18 protein-coding genes are annotated in these 16752 nt (G+C 69.6%); 14 read left to right on the top strand and 4 right to left on the bottom strand.

Annotated elements, in window-relative coordinates:
• The first annotated feature begins 114 nt into the window (after window positions 1-114).
• From asnS to U8331_RS07330, 4 genes are read left to right on the top strand one after another with little or no spacing between them, the layout of a single operon-like run.
• Complete coding sequence (gene asnS, locus U8331_RS07345; RefSeq protein WP_481130420.1) at window positions 115-1515, top strand: asparagine--tRNA ligase; 1401 nt, start codon at window positions 115-117, stop codon at window positions 1513-1515.
• 27 nt (window positions 1516-1542) lie between these two features.
• Window positions 1543-1848: a hypothetical protein gene (locus tag U8331_RS07340; protein WP_481130419.1), complete on the top strand. Its 306-nt coding sequence runs from the start codon at window positions 1543-1545 to the stop codon at window positions 1846-1848.
• Entirely contained in the window at window positions 1845-2153 is a 309-nt protein-coding gene (locus U8331_RS07335) for a hypothetical protein (protein WP_481130418.1), read from the top strand. Before U8331_RS07340 ends, U8331_RS07335 begins: the two co-directional genes overlap by 4 nt.
• 40 nt (window positions 2154-2193) lie before the next feature.
• Window positions 2194-2982: an SDR family oxidoreductase gene (locus U8331_RS07330; protein ID WP_481130417.1), complete on the top strand. Its 789-nt coding sequence runs from the start codon at window positions 2194-2196 to the stop codon at window positions 2980-2982.
• 20 nt (window positions 2983-3002) lie between these two features.
• Here the strand turns inward: U8331_RS07330 and U8331_RS07325 are convergent, their stop codons facing one another.
• From U8331_RS07325 to U8331_RS07315, 3 genes are read right to left on the bottom strand one after another with little or no spacing between them, the layout of a single operon-like run.
• Window positions 3003-3929 carry a DUF4097 family beta strand repeat-containing protein gene (locus U8331_RS07325; protein WP_481130416.1) on the bottom strand — a complete coding sequence of 309 codons (927 nt, stop codon included), beginning with the start codon at window positions 3927-3929 and terminating at the stop codon, window positions 3003-3005.
• Window positions 3930-3941: 12 nt separating this feature from the next.
• Window positions 3942-4448, bottom strand: a complete 507-nt coding sequence (locus U8331_RS07320; protein ID WP_481130415.1) for a hypothetical protein — start codon at window positions 4446-4448, stop codon at window positions 3942-3944.
• A 10-nt stretch (window positions 4449-4458) separates the two neighbouring features.
• A complete protein-coding gene (locus U8331_RS07315; RefSeq protein ID WP_481132916.1) occupies window positions 4459-5049 on the bottom strand; it encodes an RNA polymerase sigma factor in 591 nt (196 codons plus the stop codon).
• Window positions 5050-5148: 99 nt separating this feature from the next.
• On the opposite strand from U8331_RS07315, the gene U8331_RS07310 reads away from it, so the two are divergent.
• From U8331_RS07310 to U8331_RS07265, 10 genes are all read left to right on the top strand, one after another.
• Window positions 5149-6573, top strand: a complete 1425-nt coding sequence (locus U8331_RS07310) for an aldehyde dehydrogenase (RefSeq protein WP_481130414.1) — start codon at window positions 5149-5151, stop codon at window positions 6571-6573.
• 6 nt (window positions 6574-6579) lie between these two features.
• Complete coding sequence (gene can / locus U8331_RS07305) at window positions 6580-7242, top strand: carbonate dehydratase (RefSeq protein WP_481130413.1); 663 nt, start codon at window positions 6580-6582, stop codon at window positions 7240-7242.
• 1 nt (window position 7243) lies between these two features.
• The gene (locus U8331_RS07300; RefSeq protein ID WP_481130412.1) at window positions 7244-7669 is read left to right on the top strand and encodes a RidA family protein; all 426 of its coding nucleotides are present in this window, start codon (window positions 7244-7246) and stop codon (window positions 7667-7669) included.
• Between the two features lie 3 nt (window positions 7670-7672).
• Window positions 7673-8203, top strand: a complete 531-nt coding sequence (locus U8331_RS07295) for a 3-hydroxyanthranilate 3,4-dioxygenase (RefSeq protein ID WP_481130411.1) — start codon at window positions 7673-7675, stop codon at window positions 8201-8203.
• Window positions 8204-8209: 6 nt separating this feature from the next.
• Window positions 8210-9235 (top strand): amidohydrolase family protein, encoded by a 1026-nt coding sequence (locus U8331_RS07290; protein WP_481130410.1) that lies wholly within the window; start codon window positions 8210-8212, stop codon window positions 9233-9235.
• 50 nt (window positions 9236-9285) lie between these two features.
• Window positions 9286-10566, top strand: coding sequence for a kynureninase (gene kynU / locus U8331_RS07285; RefSeq protein WP_481130409.1), 1281 nt, complete (start codon window positions 9286-9288; stop codon window positions 10564-10566).
• Window positions 10567-10599: 33 nt separating this feature from the next.
• On the top strand, window positions 10600-11988 hold the full coding sequence (locus tag U8331_RS07280; protein WP_481130408.1) for an FAD-dependent oxidoreductase: 1389 nt from the start codon (window positions 10600-10602) through the stop codon (window positions 11986-11988).
• Window positions 11989-12135: 147 nt separating this feature from the next.
• Complete coding sequence (gene sbcB, locus U8331_RS07275; RefSeq protein ID WP_481130407.1) at window positions 12136-13575, top strand: exodeoxyribonuclease I; 1440 nt, start codon at window positions 12136-12138, stop codon at window positions 13573-13575.
• Window positions 13576-13762: 187 nt separating this feature from the next.
• Window positions 13763-14449, top strand: coding sequence for a DUF2461 domain-containing protein (locus U8331_RS07270; RefSeq protein WP_481130406.1), 687 nt, complete (start codon window positions 13763-13765; stop codon window positions 14447-14449).
• 1 nt (window position 14450) lies between these two features.
• The gene (locus U8331_RS07265; RefSeq protein ID WP_481130405.1) at window positions 14451-14996 is read left to right on the top strand and encodes a DUF2939 domain-containing protein; all 546 of its coding nucleotides are present in this window, start codon (window positions 14451-14453) and stop codon (window positions 14994-14996) included.
• A 442-nt stretch (window positions 14997-15438) separates the two neighbouring features.
• Here U8331_RS07265 and U8331_RS07260 read toward each other — a convergent pair whose 3' ends face one another.
• Window positions 15439-16371 (bottom strand): 5'-nucleotidase, encoded by a 933-nt coding sequence (locus U8331_RS07260; protein ID WP_481130404.1) that lies wholly within the window; start codon window positions 16369-16371, stop codon window positions 15439-15441.
• Window positions 16372-16752: the final 381 nt, after the last annotated feature.

Below are 16752 nucleotides of genomic sequence, written 5' to 3'. Positions count from 1 at the left end.
CTCCAGTTGCTGCGGTGATTATAGGCGGCGCGGGGTGAACCGCTCCGGTAAACTCCGCGCTTCTCCATATCGGCCCGAACAGGCAAGGATTCAAGGCATGACGGTGGGCAGCCCATGACGACCACAAGCGTGCAGCACGCGCTCGCCGGCAAGCTGCCGGTCGGCGGCGAAGTCACGGTCCGCGGCTGGGTGCGCACCCGGCGCGACTCCAAGGCCGGCCTGAGCTTCGTCAACGTCAGCGACGGCTCCTGCTTCGCCCCGATCCAGGTCGTGGCGCCGGCCTCCCTGCCCAACTACGACGCCGAGGTGAAGCACCTCACCGCCGGCTGCTCGGTGATCGCCACCGGCGAGCTGGTCGAGTCGCAGGGCCAGGGCCAGGGATTCGAGATCCAGGCCAGCCGCATCGAGGTGGTCGGCTGGGTCGACGACCCGGAGACCTACCCGATCCAGCCCAAGGCGCATTCGCTGGAGTTCCTGCGGGAGGTCGCCCACCTGCGTCCGCGCACCAACCTGTTCGGCGCGGTCACCCGCATCCGCGACTGCCTGGCCAAGGCGGTGCACCGGTTCTTCCACGAGCACGGCTACTACTGGATCAGCACACCGATCGTGACCACCTCCGACGCCGAGGGCGCCGGGCAGATGTTCCGGGTCTCGACCCTCGACATGGCCAACCTGCCGCGCAACGCGAAGGGCGAGGTCGACTTCAGCCGCGACTTCTTCGGCAAGGAAACCTTCCTGACCGTGTCCGGCCAGCTCAACGTCGAGGCCTACTGCCTGGCACTCAGCAAGGTTTACACCTTCGGCCCGACCTTCCGCGCCGAGAACTCCAACACCACCCGCCACCTGGCCGAGTTCTGGATGGTGGAGCCGGAAATCGCCTTTGCCGATCTGAAAGAGAACGCGCGGGTCGCCGAGGACTTCCTCAAGTACCTGTTCCGCGCGGTGCTGGAGGAACGTGGCGACGACATGGCGTTCATCGCCGAGCGGGTGCAGAAGGACGCGGTGACGCGGCTGGAGGCGTTCATCAACGCTCCCTTCGAGCAGATCGACTACACCGATGCGATCAGGCTGTTGCAGGCGTCCGGCCAGAAGTTCGATTTCCCGGTCGAATGGGGCCTGGACCTGCAGACCGAGCACGAGCGCTGGCTGACCGAGCAGCACGTCGGCCGCCCGGTGGTGGTCAGCAACTACCCCGAACACATCAAGGCGTTCTACATGCGCCTGAACGACGACGGCAAGACCGTCGCGGCGATGGACGTGCTGGCGCCGGGGATCGGCGAGATCATCGGCGGTTCGCAGCGCGAGGAACGGCTGGATGTGCTCGACGCACGCATGGCGCAATTCGGGCTCGACCCGGAGCACTACCAGTGGTACCGCGACTTCCGCCGCTACGGCTCGGTGCCGCATTCCGGCTTCGGCCTGGGCTTCGAACGGCTGGTGGTCTACGTCTGCGGCCTGTCCAACATCCGCGACGCGATCCCCTACCCGCGCGCGCCGGGCACGGCCGAGTTCTGATGGATTGCCGTTGATGAGGCCCCTGTCTTGATCCTGTTCTTCGCCCTGCTCTCCCTAGCGCTTGCCATCGCCGGCGCGACCGCGTTCGTGATTTTCTGGCCGTTGATGCTGGTGCACGTGCGCGACCGCCACCCCGTCCTGCAGGCCGAACTGGGCAGCAACGCGTTCGCGCGGCCATCGGCCTGGGCGTGGCTGCTGCGCGGCGGCTACCGCGCCGTCCGCGACCGCAACCTCGACGGCCTGGCCACGCCGGCGCGGCTGTCGCTGTGGACGATCATCGCCGGGCTGACCGGCGCGGGCGTCCTCTACCTCCTTTCGCTGGTGCTGGCATGACGACCGATTCCCGACACGACGAGTGGTGGCTGGCGACGATCGGCCGGACCGTGGTCTGGGCACGCCTGCGGGTCCGCGAAGCCGGCACGGCCGAGGTGTTCGACAGTGACGGCAACACCCTCGCCTACGACAGCGAGGACAGCGCCCGCGCCGCACTGATGGACGCCGAGTTCAACGCCATCGACGGCATGGACGAGGACGACGCGGCCGCACGGGGCTTCGCGCTGGCCGAGCTGGTGCCTCCCACCGGCAGCGATGAAGAGCTGCCCGCGCGCATGATGCAGAAGTTGCCGATCCGCCATTGACCCGCCGGTCGCATCCGGCAGGCCCGACAGGAGACCCGCCTTGGATTTGAACCTCAACGGAAGACACGCGCTCGTCTGCGGCGCCAGCCAGGGCATCGGTCTGGCCACCGCGCGCGCACTGGCCGAACTGGGCGCCGACGTCACCCTGCTCGCCCGCCGCGAGCCGCTGCTGCGCGAACTCGCCGCGGGGCTGCCGACACCACGCGCGGGGCAGGTACACGGATGGATCGCCGCCGACGCCGGCGACACCGACCGCCTGCGCGCCCGGGCCGAGGCGCTGGCAGCCGGCCGTCCGGTCCACATCCTGGTCAACAACAGCGGCGGCCCGGCTCCGGGCACGGTCCGCGGTGCCGAACCGGCCGCGTTCGAGGCGGCCTACCGGCAGCACCTGCTGGCCAACCACGTGCTCGCCGAAGCGGTGATACCCGGGATGGAACGCGACGGCTACGGCCGCATCGTGAACGTGATCTCGACCTCGGTGAAGGAGCCGCTGCGCGGCCTCGGCGTGTCCAACACCACCCGCTGGGCGGTCGCCAGCTGGGCCAAGACCCTGGCGACCGAACTCGCCCCGCGCGGCATCACCGTCAACAACGTGCTGCCCGGTTCGACCGAGACGCCGCGGATCGAGCAGATCATCGAGGCCAACGCTGCGAAGAGCGGCCGCAGCCGGGACGACGTGTTCGCCGCAATGGTCGCCGAGATCCCGATGGGCCGCTTCGCCCGGCCGGAGGAGACCGCCAGCGCGATCGCCTTCCTGTGTTCACCGGCCGCCGCCTACATCACCGGCGTCAACCTCCCGGTGGACGGCGGCCGCACCCGTTCGCTCTGAGCCGGCCGCCCTTGTCCGGGTCAATCGAGCTGCAGGCGCGCGTCGCCGGAGAAGGTCTCGATCGAAATCTCGCCGTCGCCGCTGCCATAGCGGTGCTGGAAGCTGGAACCCGGGCCGTGCTCGGGCCGCTCGATCCGCGCGCCCGGCGCTTCGAGGTCGCCGCTGAAGCTCTCGCCGCGCACCTCGGCCGACAAGTTGGCGGGCAGGCGCAGGTCGACGTCCCCACTCACGGTTTCCAGTGAAATGTCGCCGCCCGAGACCAGGGCGGTGCGGATCCGCAGGTCGCCCGATACCGACGAACCCGACAGCGATCGCACGCTGGACTCGTGTACGCCCACATCGGCGTTGCCCGACACCGTTTCCACCCCGACCTCGCCTTCCAGCCGCCCGCTCAGGTGGATGTCGCCGCTGACGCTCGCCACGTCGACGTTCCGGCTGTTGGTGGTGGCACGCACGTCGCCACTGACGCTGTCGATCGAGAGCTGGGCCGGCGCACCGACCAGCACCACGTCGCCGCTGACGCTGTCGATCGACACCTCGCGCGGGGCGACGCCCTTCACGTCCACACTGGCGGCCACCGAATCGATCTCGAGTTCGGCGCGGATCGGCACCATCACCTGCAGGTCGGTCGGGCCGGTGTTGTCGCTGGAGAACAGGCCGAAACCGCCGCGGTTGGGGTATTTGACCTCGATGCTCAGGTGGCGGCGGTCGCCCTCCACCTCCAGCTTCTCGACGCCCTTGCCGAGCGTGCCGGTGATGCGGACCTCGGGACGGTCCCACGCCTCCACCTGGATCCGGCCCTTGACGTTGTCGATCTCCACCCGGCCTTCGGGATCAAGGGCGTGGGTCTGGTTGATCGCGCTCTGCGCGTGGACGCCGGCACTGGCCAGCAGGAACGAGGCGGTGGCGACGCCGGTGAGGGCGCTGCGGAAGGTCGAGGTGGTCATGGCGGTTCTCCGTTAACTGAGGGCGGCGCGCTGCGCGAGCGCGATCCGTTGGGTGTAGGTGCGCCGCAACTGCTGCAGCAGCAGGCGGGAGTCGGGGTCGCGGTCGAGCGCGGCCAGGATCTGGCTCGCGCTGCGATCCAGTTCGTCCAGCGCTGACTGCAGCACCGGGTCGCCGCCGGCGGGCGATGCGGGCTGGCCGGCGCCAAGCTCGACCAGTGCGGCATCGTACTGGCGCGTCATGCCGGCGGCCTCGCGCTGGACCAGGCTGGGTGCGTCTCCGGCGGGCGGCGGGTTTGGTCCCGCCTGCCACCACCAGCCGGTGACACCGGCCACCAGCAGAAGACTCGCCGCCATCGCCAGCGGCACCATCGCCGGTCGCCGGCGGACGGGACGCTGTGGCGCAAGCCTGGCCTCGATGCCCGGCCACAGGTCGCTTTGCGGCGCCGTGTCCCGGCGCAGGCCACGCAGCTGCCAGCGCAGCGCGTCGTCGAGCCCATCGGGTGCTTCGTTCGTATTCATTCCCATCCTCTTATTCCCATCCTCCCAGGCGCGCGCGTAGCAGGCCGCGCGCGCGGTGCAACTGTGCCTTCGAACTGCCTACCGCCATGCCGAGTTCGGCGGCGATTTCCTCGTGTTTCCAGCCTTCGACGTCGTACAGCACCAGCACGGCGCGGGCGCGTGGCGGCAGGCTGCCCACGGCGCGCTCCAGATCCATCGACAGCGCGGTGGCATGTCCCGCCGAATCCGCGGCGCCCAGAAAGTCCAGCGCCGCATCGTCGCCATCGTCCTGCGGGCGACTGCGGCGGCGGCGCAGCTCCATGAGCGCGGTATTGACCGCCAGCCGGTGCAACCAGGTCGAGAAGGCCGCTTCGAACCGGAACGCCGGCAGCGCCTGCCAGGCCCGGACGAACGCCTCCTGCGTCAGGTCGTCCGCGCGGACGCCCGCGCCCCCGACCAGTCGCACGATGACGCCATGCACGCGCCCCACGTGGTGCCGGTACAGCGCCTCGAACGCAGCGACATCGCCCCTGCCCGCCGCGGCCACCAGCGCGCGCTCGCCCTCTGCATCGGCAGCGGCAGCGTCGGGCCGGACGGTGGCGGCATCGGGCGGTTGGTCGATCACGGCGGTCAGCATAGTCACTGGGATGAATGGCGCGGCCATAGGGTTTAAGGCGTCGGCGTAAAGGACGAATCCGGACCCGCGCGTTAAGCTTGCCCGATGCGCCTGACCCATTGGATCGACGGCAAGCAACACGAGGCAGCCAGCGGCCGCTGGCTGGAGGTGTTCGATCCGGCGACCGGACGGGCTTTCGCCGAAGTCGCTGCGGGCGGCACGGACGAGGTCGAGGCGGCCGTGCGCGCCGCCGGCGCCGCGTTCCCCCGCTGGTCCGCGCTTCCCAACAGCCAGCGCGCGCGCTGGCTGGAGAAACTCGCCGACGCACTCGAATCCCGCCTGGAGCAGTTCGCCCAGGCCGAATCCCGCGATGGCGGCAAGCCGGCGCGCCTCGCGCGCGAGGTCGAAATCCCACGGGCGGTCAGCAACCTGCGCTTCTTCGCCCACGCGGCCACCCAGTTCGCCAGCGAGTCCCACCACGGCGAGGCCGGCCTCAACTACACCCTGCGCCAGCCGCTGGGCGTGGTGGCCACCATTTCGCCGTGGAACCTGCCGCTGTACCTGCTGACCTGGAAGATCGCGCCGGCGCTGGCCGCGGGCAACACCGTCGTTGCCAAGCCGTCGGAGGTCACCCCCGTCACCGCGACCATGCTGGCCGAACTCGCGGCCGACATCGGCTTCCCCGCCGGCGTGCTGAACATCGTCCACGGCCGCGGGCCCGACGTCGGCGAGCCCCTGGTGACGCATCCCGCGGTCAAAGCGGTGTCGTTCACCGGCAGCACCGCGGTGGGCCGCAGGATTGCAGGCCTGGCCGCGCCGATGCTGAAGAAGGTCTCGCTCGAGCTCGGCGGCAAAAACCCGACCCTGGTGTTCGCCGACAGCGACTGGCGCGACCATCTCGACACCCTGGTCCGCTCGGCGTTCCAGAACTCGGGGCAGATCTGCCTGTGCGGCTCGCGGGTGCTGGTCGAGCGCAGCATCCACGTGGAGTTCCGCGACGCGCTGGTCGAACGTGCGATGACCCTGCGCGTGGGCGATCCCGTCGACGAGGACAACCAGCTCGGCCCGCTGGTCTCGCAGGCGCATTTCGACAAGGTGGTGGCCGCCCTGGACCGCGCGCGGGCCGAAGGCGGCACCGTGCTGTGCGGCGGCCGCGCGCTCGACCGCCCCGGCTGGTTCGTGGCCCCGACGGTGATCGAAGGCCTCGGTCCGGACTGCGCGAGCAACCGCGAAGAGATCTTCGGACCGGTGGTCACCCTGCAGGCGTTCGACACCGACGAGGAGGCGCTCGCGCTGGCCAATGCCGGCGACTACGGTTTGTCGGCTTCGGTCTGGACCCGCGATCTCAACCGCGCCCACCGCATGGCGCGGGACCTGCGCGCCGGCATGGTCTGGATCAACACCTGGCTCCAACGCGACCTGCGCACGCCGTTCGGCGGCACCGGCGCGTCCGGCCTCGGCCGGGAAGGCGGTTTCGAGGCGATGAGATTCTTCACCGATGCCCGCAACGTCGGGCTCCACCTGGACTGATATTCGATGCCATCACTGTCACAGCTGCTGCAACACAACCGCGAATGGGCCGACCGGATCAGCGCCGAGGACCCGACCTTCTTCGAGCGACTGTCGCGCCAGCAGGCACCGGAGTACCTGTGGATCGGCTGCTCGGACTCGCGCGTGCCGGCCAACCAGATCATCGACGTGGCGCCGGGCGAGGTCTTCGTCCACCGCAACATCGCCAACGTGGTGGTGCACACCGACCTGAACTGCCTGTCGGTGATCCAGTTCGCCGTCGACGTGCTCAAGGTCAAGCACATCCTGGTGGTCGGCCACTACGGCTGCGGCGGCGTGCACGCGGCGTTGCACGGCCGCCGGCTCGGCCTGTCGGACAACTGGGTCCGCCACGTGTCGGACGTGGCCGAGAAGCACCGCGACACCCTCGACGGGTTCGGCGATGACGAGCTGCGGCATGACCGCCTGTGCGAACTCAATGTCCTCGAGCAGGTGGTCAATGTCTGCCACACCACGATCGTCCGCGACGCCTGGGCGCGTGAGCAGCCGCTGGCCGTGCACGGCTGGGTCTACACCCTGCGCGACGGACGCGTGCACGACCTCGGCATCGACGTGAACGCCGCCGAGCGCCTGCCCGGCAAGTACACGGACGCCCTCGCCCGCATCCGGGCCGACAACGAGGACCGCTGAGATGGCCGGGGTGATCCGCGCGGCCCATGCTCCCCGGCCGGTGGGCGCGTACCCGCACGCGCGCCGGGTCGGCAACCTGCTGTTCCTGTCGGGCATCGGCCCGCGCGACCCGGACAGCAACGCCATCGTCGGCAACGTCCACGATGCCGACGGACGGTTGATCAGCTACGACATCGACGCGCAGACCCGCGCCGTGTTCGCCAACGTACGGACGGTGCTGGAAGCCACCGGCGCGCGATGGGCTGACCTGGTCGACGTCACCGTCTACCTGACCGACATGGCCGCCGACTTCGCGCGCTACAACGCGGTCTGGGCGGAGTATTTCCCGGACATCGACAGCGCGCCCTGCCGCACCACGCTCGGCATCAGCGCGCTGCCGACCCCGATCGCCATCGAGCTCAAGTGCGTGGCCGTGCTGGAGGACTGACCGATGCTGCCCGACCCGATCAACCTGCAGGCGTGGATCGAGGAACACCGCCACCTGCTCAAGCCGCCCGTCGGCAACAAGGTGGTGTTCGACGGCGACTTCATCGTGATGGTGGTCGGTGGGCCCAACGTGCGCACCGACTACCACTTCGATGAAGGCCCCGAATGGTTCCACCAGCTCGAGGGCGAAATGGTGCTCCGCATCCAGGAGGACGGGCGGGTCCGCGACATCCCGATCCGCGCCGGCGAAACCTTCCTGTTGCCGCCGCGGGTGCCGCACTCGCCCCAGCGAATGGCGGGCTCGGTCGGCCTGGTGATCGAGCGGCGGCGCCTGCCGCACGAAAAGGACGGGTTGATGTGGTTCTGCGAGCGCTGCAACCACCCGCTGTACGAGGAGTACTTCCACCTGCACGACATCGAGCAGGACTTCCCGCCGGTGTTCGACCGCTTCTACGCCTCACGCGAGCACCGTACCTGCAGCCACTGCCAGCACCTGAATCCCGCGCCCGACAAGTACGTGATGCCGGACACCTGAGGCCGCATGCTCAAGATCGACACCCACGCCCACTACCTGCCGCGTGACTGGCCCGACCTGGCGCGCAAGTACGGCGACAACCGGTTCCCGGTGATCCACCACACCGAGGACGGCCGGCACCGCATCTACAAGGACGGCAAGTTCTTCCGCGAGATCTGGTCCAAGACCTGGGACCCGCAGGAGCGGATCGACGACTACGCGCGCTACGGCGTGCAGGTGCAGGTGCTGAGCACGGTGCCGGTGATGTTCTGCTACTGGGCCCGGCCGCACCACGCGCTGGAACTGCACCAGGCGCTCAACGACCACATGGCGCAGACCTGCCGCGATTTCCCCCGCCACTACGCCGGCATCGGCACGGTGCCGTTGCAGTCGCCGCGGCTGGCCACCCAGGAGCTGGAGCGCTGCATGGACCAGCTCGGCCTGCAGGGCGTGCAGATCGGCAGCCATGTCGGTCTCGCCGACGGCGGCAACTGGAACCTCGACGCGCCCGAGCTGTTCGACTTCTTCCAGGCCGCAAGCGAGCTGGGAGCGGCGATCCTGGTGCACCCGTGGGACATGATGGGCACCGACACCATGCCCAAGTACTGGCTGCCGTGGCTGGTCGGCATGCCGGCCGAGCAGTCGCGCGCGGCCTGCAGCCTGGTCTTTGGCGGCGTGCTCGAGCGGCTGCCGAAGCTGAAGATCTGCCTCGCCCACGGCGGCGGCTCGTTCCCCTACACCATCGGGCGCATCGAACACGGCTTCAACATGCGCCCCGACCTGGTCGCCACCGACAACCCGCGCAACCCGCGCGAGTACCTCCGCCAGCTCTATTTCGACTCCTGGGTCGCCGACCGCGCGGCGCTGCGCTACCTGCTCGACACCTGCGGCGTCGACCGGGTGATGCTCGGCACCGACTACCCGTTCCCGCTCGGCGAGCAGGCGCCCGGCGCCGGCATCGACGCACTTTCGCTGCCGCCCGGCGACGAGGCGCGCCTGTACCACGGCACCGCGCTGGAATGGCTCGGCCTGCCGCAGTCGCGGTTCGCCTGACGCCCCCCCCGCCCCGCCCCACCCTCCCTACCGACCACAGCCGACGACGCATGCCCGACCTTTTCTCGCTCTCCCACGCCCGCCACCTCGACGCCACCGACCCGCTGCCGACCCTGCGCGGGGAGTTCCACGTGCCCCATCATGACGGCGACGAGCAGGCCTACTTCGTCGGCAACTCGCTCGGCCTGCAGCCGCGCGGCGCCCGCGCCCAGGTCGAAGACGTGCTCGACAAGTGGTCGATGGAAGCAGTGGAAGGCCACTTCCGCGGCCATTCGCAGTGGATGAGCTACCACGAGCTGATGCGCGAGCCACTGGCCCGGCTGGTCGGCGCGAAGCCGGTGGAGGTGGTGGCGATGAACTCGCTCACCGCCAACCTGCACCTGATGATGGTGAGCTTCTACCGGCCCACGGCCGAGCGGCCCGCGATCCTGATCGAGGCCGGTGCTTTCCCTTCGGACCGCTACGCGGTCGCCTCGCAGATCGCCTTCCACGGGTTCGACCCGCACGCCGACCTGATCGAACTGCAGCCCGACCAGCCCGGCGGACTGTTCTCGATGGAGGCGATCGAACAGGCGATCACGGAGCACGGCAAGCGGCTGGCACTCGTGCTGTGGCCGGGCGTGCAGTACCGCACCGGGCAGGCGTTCGACCTGGGCCGGCTCACCCGCCTCGCACATGCGCAGGGCGCGCGTTGCGGCGTGGACCTCGCGCACGCGGTCGGCAACCTCGAACTGTCGCTGCACGACGACGGCCCGGATTTCGCCGTCTGGTGCCACTACAAGTACCTCAACAGCGGCCCCGGCGCCGTGGCCGGCTGCTTCGTCCACGACCGCCATGCCGACGCGGCGGTGCCACGGTTCGCCGGCTGGTGGGGCCACGAGGCCGCCAGCCGGTTCAGGATGGGCCCGGAGTTCGTCCCCACGCCCGGCGCCGACGGCTGGCAATTGAGCAATCCACCCATTCTTGGCCTGGCCCCGCTGCGCGCGGCGCTGGACCTGTTCGACCGCGTCGGCATGCCGGCCCTGCGGCAGAAGTCCCTGCGCCTGACCGGCTACCTCGAAGCCCTGATCAACAACCGGCTCGGCGACGTCCTTGACGTCGTGACGCCGCGTGATCCGGCCCAGCGGGGTTGCCAGCTGTCGATCCGCGTACGCGGTGGACGCGAACAGGGGCGTGCACTGTTCGACCACCTCGCCGCCCACGGCGTGCTTGGCGACTGGCGCGAACCGGACGTGATACGCATCTCGCCGGCGCCGCTTTACAACACCTTCGAAGACGTGTTCCGGTTCGCCGAGGCCGTCGAAACCTGGCGCGGCTCCCCCGCAAGCTGACCCCCTGCATCACCCGACGAAGAGGCCGGCACGTTGAAACCAGACAGCGACAAGCACCTCACCGTCATCGGCGCCGGACTGGCCGGTGCCCTGCTCGCCACCCTGCTCGCGCGCCGCGGCTGGCGAGTCGACGTGTACGAAAAACGCGACGACCCGCGCCAGCGCGAGCTGGAACGGGGGCGCTCGATCAACCTCGCCCTCGCCGAACGCGGCCGCAACGCGCTGCGCCAGGCCGACGCGGACGAGGCGGTGATGGAACAGGCGGTGATGATGCGCGGGCGCATGGTGCACTTCGCCGACGGCCGCACCGACCTGCAGCGCTACGGACGCGACGACAGCGAGGTGATCTGGTCGGTGCACCGCGGCGAGCTCAACCGGATCCTGCTCGACATCGCCGAGCGGGCCGGGGCACGGCTGCATTTCGACCTCGGCCTGCACAGCGTCGATTTCGAATCCCGTACCGCCCGTTTCGACACTCGCGCCGGCGAGGTGCGGGACATCCCCTTCCGCACCCTCGTCGGCGCGGACGGCGCGGGCTCGCAGCTGCGCCAGGCGATGGCCGCAGCGGCCAACCTCGGCGAGCGCACCGATTTCCTCGACCACTCCTACAAGGAACTGGAGATCCCCCCGGCGGCCGACGGCAGCTTCCTGATCGAGCCCAACGCGCTGCACATCTGGCCGCGCGGCCGCTACATGTGCATCGCCCTGCCCAACGACGAGCAGACCTTCACCGTCACCCTGTTCCTGCCGAACCGGGCCGACCCCGAGGCCGGCGTGCCCGGTTTCGACATAGTGCGCACCGGTGCCGATGCACGCGCGCTGTTCGACCGCGAGTTCGGCGACGCGTCGGCGCTGATCCCGCGGCTCGAGCAGGATTTCGAGCAGAACCCCACCGGCGTGCTCGGCACGCTCTATCTCGATCGCTGGCACCTGGACGAGCGCGCCGTCCTGCTCGGCGACGCCGCGCACGCGATGGTTCCGTTCCACGGACAGGGCATGAACTGCGCGTTCGAGGACTGCGTCGCACTGGCCAGACACCTCGACCGCAACAGCGACCGTGCGCAGGCGTTCGCAGCCTACCAGGCCGAGCGCCTGCCCAACGCGCGCGCCATCCAGCACATGGCGCTGGAGAACTACCTGGAGATGCGCGACCGGGTGGACGACGACGATTACCTGCTGCAGCGTGCGCTGGAGCAGCGGCTGGCCGATCGCCACCCGGAGCGCTTCGTCCCGCGCTACGCCATGGTGACCTTCCGCCACCTCCCCTACGCGATCGCCCTCGTGCGCGGCAACATGCAGCGCGAGTTGTTGGTGGAGCTGACCCGTGGGCACGCGAGCCTCGACACGCTGGACTGGGACAAGGTGGACGCCGCCGTCCGGGCGAAGCTGGCGCCATTGCCGGCGGGCCCGACAGGTGGCTGACGGTTCCGCGGCCAAGCCAGGGTCACGAATCCGCACGCTCTTGTAGGAGCGGCTTCAGCCGCGATCCGGCCGCCGTCCGCCGTGCCGACTCCACGATCGCGGCTGAAGCCGCTCCTGCAGGGACAACGAACGTCCAGACACGATCCTATGTCCGCCAGCTTCCTCTTCTACGACCTCGAGACCTTCGGCGCCGACCCGCGCAGCAGCCGGGTCGCCCAGTTCGCCGCCATCCGCACCGATGCGGAGCTGAACCAGATCGAGGAGCCGATCAGCATTTTCGTCCGTCCGGCCGACGACCTGCTCCCCTCGCCCACCGCGACCCTGATCACCGGGATCACGCCGCAACACGCCCTGCGCGAGGGCATGGCCGAGGCGGATGCCTTCGCGCTGATCTGCGAGGAGATGTCGCGGCCGGAGACCTGCAGCCTGGGCTACAACTCGCTGCGCTTCGACGACGAGTTCGTGCGCCATGGCCTGTTCCGCAATTTCTTCGACGCCTACGAGCGCGAATGGCGCGGCGGCAATTCGCGCTGGGACCTGCTCGACGTGTTCCGCTTCGCCCACGCGCTGCGCCCGGAGGGACTGGTGTGGCCCAGGCGCGAGGACGGCGCGACGTCGTTCAAGCTCGAGCATCTGGCCGACGCCAACCAGGTCCGCGAGGGGGACGCGCACGAGGCGCTGTCGGATGTGCGCGCGCTGATCGGCCTGGCCCGCAGACTCAGGGCCGCGCAACCGCGCCTGTGGGACTACGCGCTGCGGCTGCGTGACAAGCGCTTCGCCGCCGGCCTGCTGGACACCGTCGCGATGGCGCCGGTGCTGCATGTATCCCAGCGGTTCCCCGCCGCGCGGCTGTGCGCGGCGCCGGTGCTGCCGCTCGCGCGCCACCCGCACATCGACAGCCGGGTGATCGTGTTCGACCTGGGGCAGGACCCGGGCCCGCTGATCGAGCTCGACGCCGCGGACATCGCCGCGCGCCTGTATGTCCGCAGTGCGGACCTGCCCGAAGGCGTGGAGCGCATCGCGCTGAAAGAGGTCCACCTCAACCGCAGCCCGGCGTTGTCGGCCTGGAACCACCTGCGGCCCGACGACTTCGCGCGCCTAGGCATCGACCCGTTCGACGCCGAGGCACGCGCCTCGCGCCTGCGCGCCGCCGGTCCCGCGCTGGCGGAAAAGGTCCGCCAGGTGTTCGCCGGCGAACGCGAACGCGCGCCGTCCGACCCCGACGCCAGCCTGTACGACGGCTTCCTCGCCGAAGGTGACAAGCGCCTGCTCGCCCAGGTCCGCAGCACGCCGCCGGACGCGCTGGCCACCGCCGCGTTCGGTTTCCGCGACCCGCGCCTGCACGAGCTGCTGTTCCGCTACCGCGCACGCAACTGGCCGGACAGCCTGTCGCCGAGCGAACGTGCGCGCTGGAACGACTACCGCCGCCAGCGTCTCCGCGAAGGCAAGGGCGCCGAGTACGGCTTTACCCGCTTCGACGCCGAACTGCTCGAGTTGCGCGCCGCGCACGCGGCCGATCCCGCGCGTCTGGCGCTGCTGGACGGGATCCAGGCATGGCGCGACGAGATCGAGCGAAGTCTGGTCTGAAGAAGCGGATACGGTGCTCTCGCCTCGCTCCACGGTAGACGGGCTCTTGTAGGAGCGGCTTCAGCCGCGATCCGAAGCCGGTCGTTCGTGCCGGCTCCACGATCGCGGCTGAAGCCGCTCCTACAAAAGCCCCCATTTCCCGGGGCCGCTCATCCGCCGTACGCCCGCCCGGGGCTACGATAGCCCCATGCCCAGCTACTTCAGCGACGCCAGCTTCCGGTTTCTGCGCGCGCTCGCCCGCGACAACAACCGCCAATGGTTCCATGCGCACAAGGGCGAATACGAGACCCACATCCGCGCCCCGTACCAGCGCCTGCTTGTCGACCTGCAACCCGTCGTCGCCGAGCTCAGCCTGAACTACCGTGCCGATCCGCGGCCGGCGGGCGGCTCGATGTTCCGGATCAACCGCGACACCCGCTTTGCCAACGACAAGTCGCCCTACAAGACCTGGCAGGGCGCGAAGATCTTCCATGAGCGCAGCCGCCAGGTGGAGGCGCCGTCGTTCCACTTCCATCTGCGCCCCGAGGGCTGCTTCGTGGGCGCAGGCCTGTGGCATCCCGCATCCGACACCGTGCGCCGGGTGCGCCAGTTCATCCTCGACAATCCGGCCAGCTGGAAAGCCGCCGCGCACGCCCCGCGGCTCCGGCGCCGGTTCGCCCTGGATGACCGCGAAATGCTGGTGCGCATGCCACGCGGATTTCCCCCGGAGTTCGAATTCGCCGGGGACCTGCGGCGCAAGAACTTCGTTCTCCTGCGGTCCCTGGACGACGACCTGGTGACCGGATCCCGCCTGCTGTCCACGCTGCGGACCGACCTTGCGGCGCTGGCGCCGTTCGTCGATTACCTGTGCGCCGCGCTGGATCTGGAGTTCTGAAATGAAGAAGTGGCTCGCCCTGCCCGTCCTCGCCGCGGTTCTGTTGCTCGGCTACGTCGTCGCCGGGCCGTTCCTGGCCTACAACGGCATCCGCCATGCGGTGGAGGCGCAGGACACCGCCGCACTGGCCAGGCACGTGGACTTCCCGGTGTTGCGGTCCAACCTGAAGGCTCAGGTCGATGATTACGTGGTGCGCCGCGCCGGTGCGGACGCGCAGGCCAGCCTGTTCGGCGCGATCGCGGTAAGGATCGCCAGTGGCGTGGCCGGCGGCGTGGTGGACACGATGGTGACCCCGGCCGGCATCGGTGCCCTGCTGCAGGGACGCTCGATCTGGCACCGCGCCAGCGGTGGCGGCATCGGCGACAACACCTACGCACACACCGCACCGGCGGACCCGCTGCGCGAACCGGATTACGGCTTCGAGTCATTGTCGCGCTTCACCGCCACTGTTCATGACGACGACGGCGCCCCCATCACCTTCGTGCTGACGCGCGAGGGGCTGCGGTGGAAACTGACCGACATCCGGCTGCCGATCAGCTCCGGATAAGCGGGCCCGCCGTTCGCCACCGGACGTTGTAGGAGCGACGTAAGTCGCGACCTGTACATCGGTGGCTGCCGCTTCGCCGCCGCATCCACCGCGATTCCACATCGGGCATGCGGCCGAATCGCGGCGCTCTTGCGTGTCATCGCGGTGCCAGCGGCAAAGGCGGCGTCGACAACACCAGCCTCTCGACGCTCGCCATCTTCGGCCGGTCCTCCGAGGTCGCGACTTACGTCGCTCCTACGGCGTCGCGACACGTCTCCGCCGCCGTGGGCGCCTGTAGGAGCGAATTCAGCCGCGATCGGATAGTCGGATCGCGCGCACCGGCTCCATGATCGCGGCTGAAGCCGCTCCTGCAAAAGCGCGGGAGCTTCTCCGGTGACCAACCTCGCAAGGGGGCAGCCACACGACGCCCAACGCCCGACCCGACGGCGCGTCGGGCCGTGACTTATTCCCGGACCTTGCGCACTTCCACCACCACGTTTGCCACCCCGTGCGGCACGTGCCCCGCGGTCACCAGCCCCCGCGCGGACTCGATGTTGTGCTCGGAATCGTCGAAGAAGATGTCGGCACCGAACGCTTCCAGGAACGGCCCCTTCGGGCGCCCGCCCAGAAACAGCGCCTCGTCGAGCCGGATGCCCCATTCCCGCAAGGTCCGGATCACCCGCTCGTGCGCGGGCACCGAGCGGGCGGTTACCAGCGCGGTACGGATCGGCGAGGCTTCACCGATCGGGAACGCGGCCTGGAGCCGATGCAGCGCATCGAGGAAGCCCCGGAACGGCCCGCCCGACAGCGGCTCGCCGGCACGCGAGCGCTCGTGCTCGGCGAACGCGGCGAGCCCGCCCTCGCGCGAGACCCGCTCGCCTTCGTCATCGAAGATCACCGCATCGCCGTCGAACGCGATCCGAAGCTGATCGTGGCGCTGCTGCGGCGCCTTGGCCGGCAGCAGCGTGGCGGCGGCAACGCCAGCCGCCAGTGCGCTGCGCACGTCTTCGGCGTGGGTCGACAGGAACAGGTCGGCGCCAAACGGCCGGATGTACGGGAACGGCGGCGCGCCGTTGCTGAACGCGGCGCGCCGGATCGACAGGCCGTGGTGGGCGATCGAGTTGAAGATGCGCAGGCCGGTGTCGGCGGAATTGCGCGAGATCAGGATGACCTCGACGCGCGGCGCCTCGGGTGGCGATCCTTCGTTGAGTCCGAGCAGCTTTCGCACCAGCGGGAAGGCGATGCCAGGCTCCAGCAAGTCGTCCTCGTGGCTGCGCTGGAACGCGGCGTAGGCGTCCAGTCCCTCGCGCTCGAACAGGGCGTGGCTGTCCTCCAGGTCGAACAGGGTGCGCGAGGAGATCGCGACGATCAGCGGATCGGCATTGGCGTCGGGCATGGGGGCATTTTGCCGGATCGTGGTCTCGGGGGATGAGAACCAGCGCGTACGGGTAGCAGCCGTGACATCCCGGATGCGGGTGTCGCGGTTCAGCGATCCGTAGCCCTTTGCTCTTTGGGCTGCTTCCGACAGGACGACATGGAGTCGGTAAGTGCCGGGACAGGCGATTGGCGGATTCGGTGATGTACGGGAGCAGCGTCGGCGCGGGTGGTGACGGTGCTGGAAGCGCCGCGGGCGAATGATTGCCGGAGCGCGGCTGAAGCCGCTCCTACAAGAGCCCGGACTGTTGGGAGCGGCCTCCGGGTAGGCCGATCACCAAGCGAGTATCGGGGAGCGACTGATCGGCCTGCCCGGAGGCCGCCTTGCGCAACCACCACTCTC

This window comes from Lysobacter sp. CC-YZS074, assembly GCF_056739745.1.
The sequence above is the reverse complement of the archived record's forward strand: the minus strand, read 5'-3'. Positions and strand labels throughout refer to the sequence as shown.

Bases quoted from the DNA above. Each gene is read 5' to 3' on its own strand.
- asnS (WP_481130420.1), top strand. From the start codon at position 115: ATGACGACCACAAGCGTGCAGCACGCGCTCGCCGGCAAGCTGCCGGTC.
- U8331_RS07335 (WP_481130418.1), top strand. From the start codon at position 1,845: ATGACGACCGATTCCCGACACGACGAGTGGTGGCTGGCGACGATCGGC.
- U8331_RS07325 (WP_481130416.1), bottom strand. From the start codon at position 3,929: ATGACCACCTCGACCTTCCGCAGCGCCCTCACCGGCGTCGCCACCGCC.
- U8331_RS07320 (WP_481130415.1), bottom strand. From the start codon at position 4,448: ATGAATACGAACGAAGCACCCGATGGGCTCGACGACGCGCTGCGCTGG.
- U8331_RS07310 (WP_481130414.1), top strand. From the start codon at position 5,149: ATGCGCCTGACCCATTGGATCGACGGCAAGCAACACGAGGCAGCCAGC.
- can (WP_481130413.1), top strand. From the start codon at position 6,580: ATGCCATCACTGTCACAGCTGCTGCAACACAACCGCGAATGGGCCGAC.
- U8331_RS07300 (WP_481130412.1), top strand. From the start codon at position 7,244: ATGGCCGGGGTGATCCGCGCGGCCCATGCTCCCCGGCCGGTGGGCGCG.
- U8331_RS07295 (WP_481130411.1), top strand. From the start codon at position 7,673: ATGCTGCCCGACCCGATCAACCTGCAGGCGTGGATCGAGGAACACCGC.
- U8331_RS07290 (WP_481130410.1), top strand. From the start codon at position 8,210: ATGCTCAAGATCGACACCCACGCCCACTACCTGCCGCGTGACTGGCCC.
- kynU (WP_481130409.1), top strand. From the start codon at position 9,286: ATGCCCGACCTTTTCTCGCTCTCCCACGCCCGCCACCTCGACGCCACC.
- sbcB (WP_481130407.1), top strand. From the start codon at position 12,136: ATGTCCGCCAGCTTCCTCTTCTACGACCTCGAGACCTTCGGCGCCGAC.
- U8331_RS07270 (WP_481130406.1), top strand. From the start codon at position 13,763: ATGCCCAGCTACTTCAGCGACGCCAGCTTCCGGTTTCTGCGCGCGCTC.
- U8331_RS07265 (WP_481130405.1), top strand. From the start codon at position 14,451: ATGAAGAAGTGGCTCGCCCTGCCCGTCCTCGCCGCGGTTCTGTTGCTC.
- U8331_RS07260 (WP_481130404.1), bottom strand. From the start codon at position 16,371: ATGCCCGACGCCAATGCCGATCCGCTGATCGTCGCGATCTCCTCGCGC.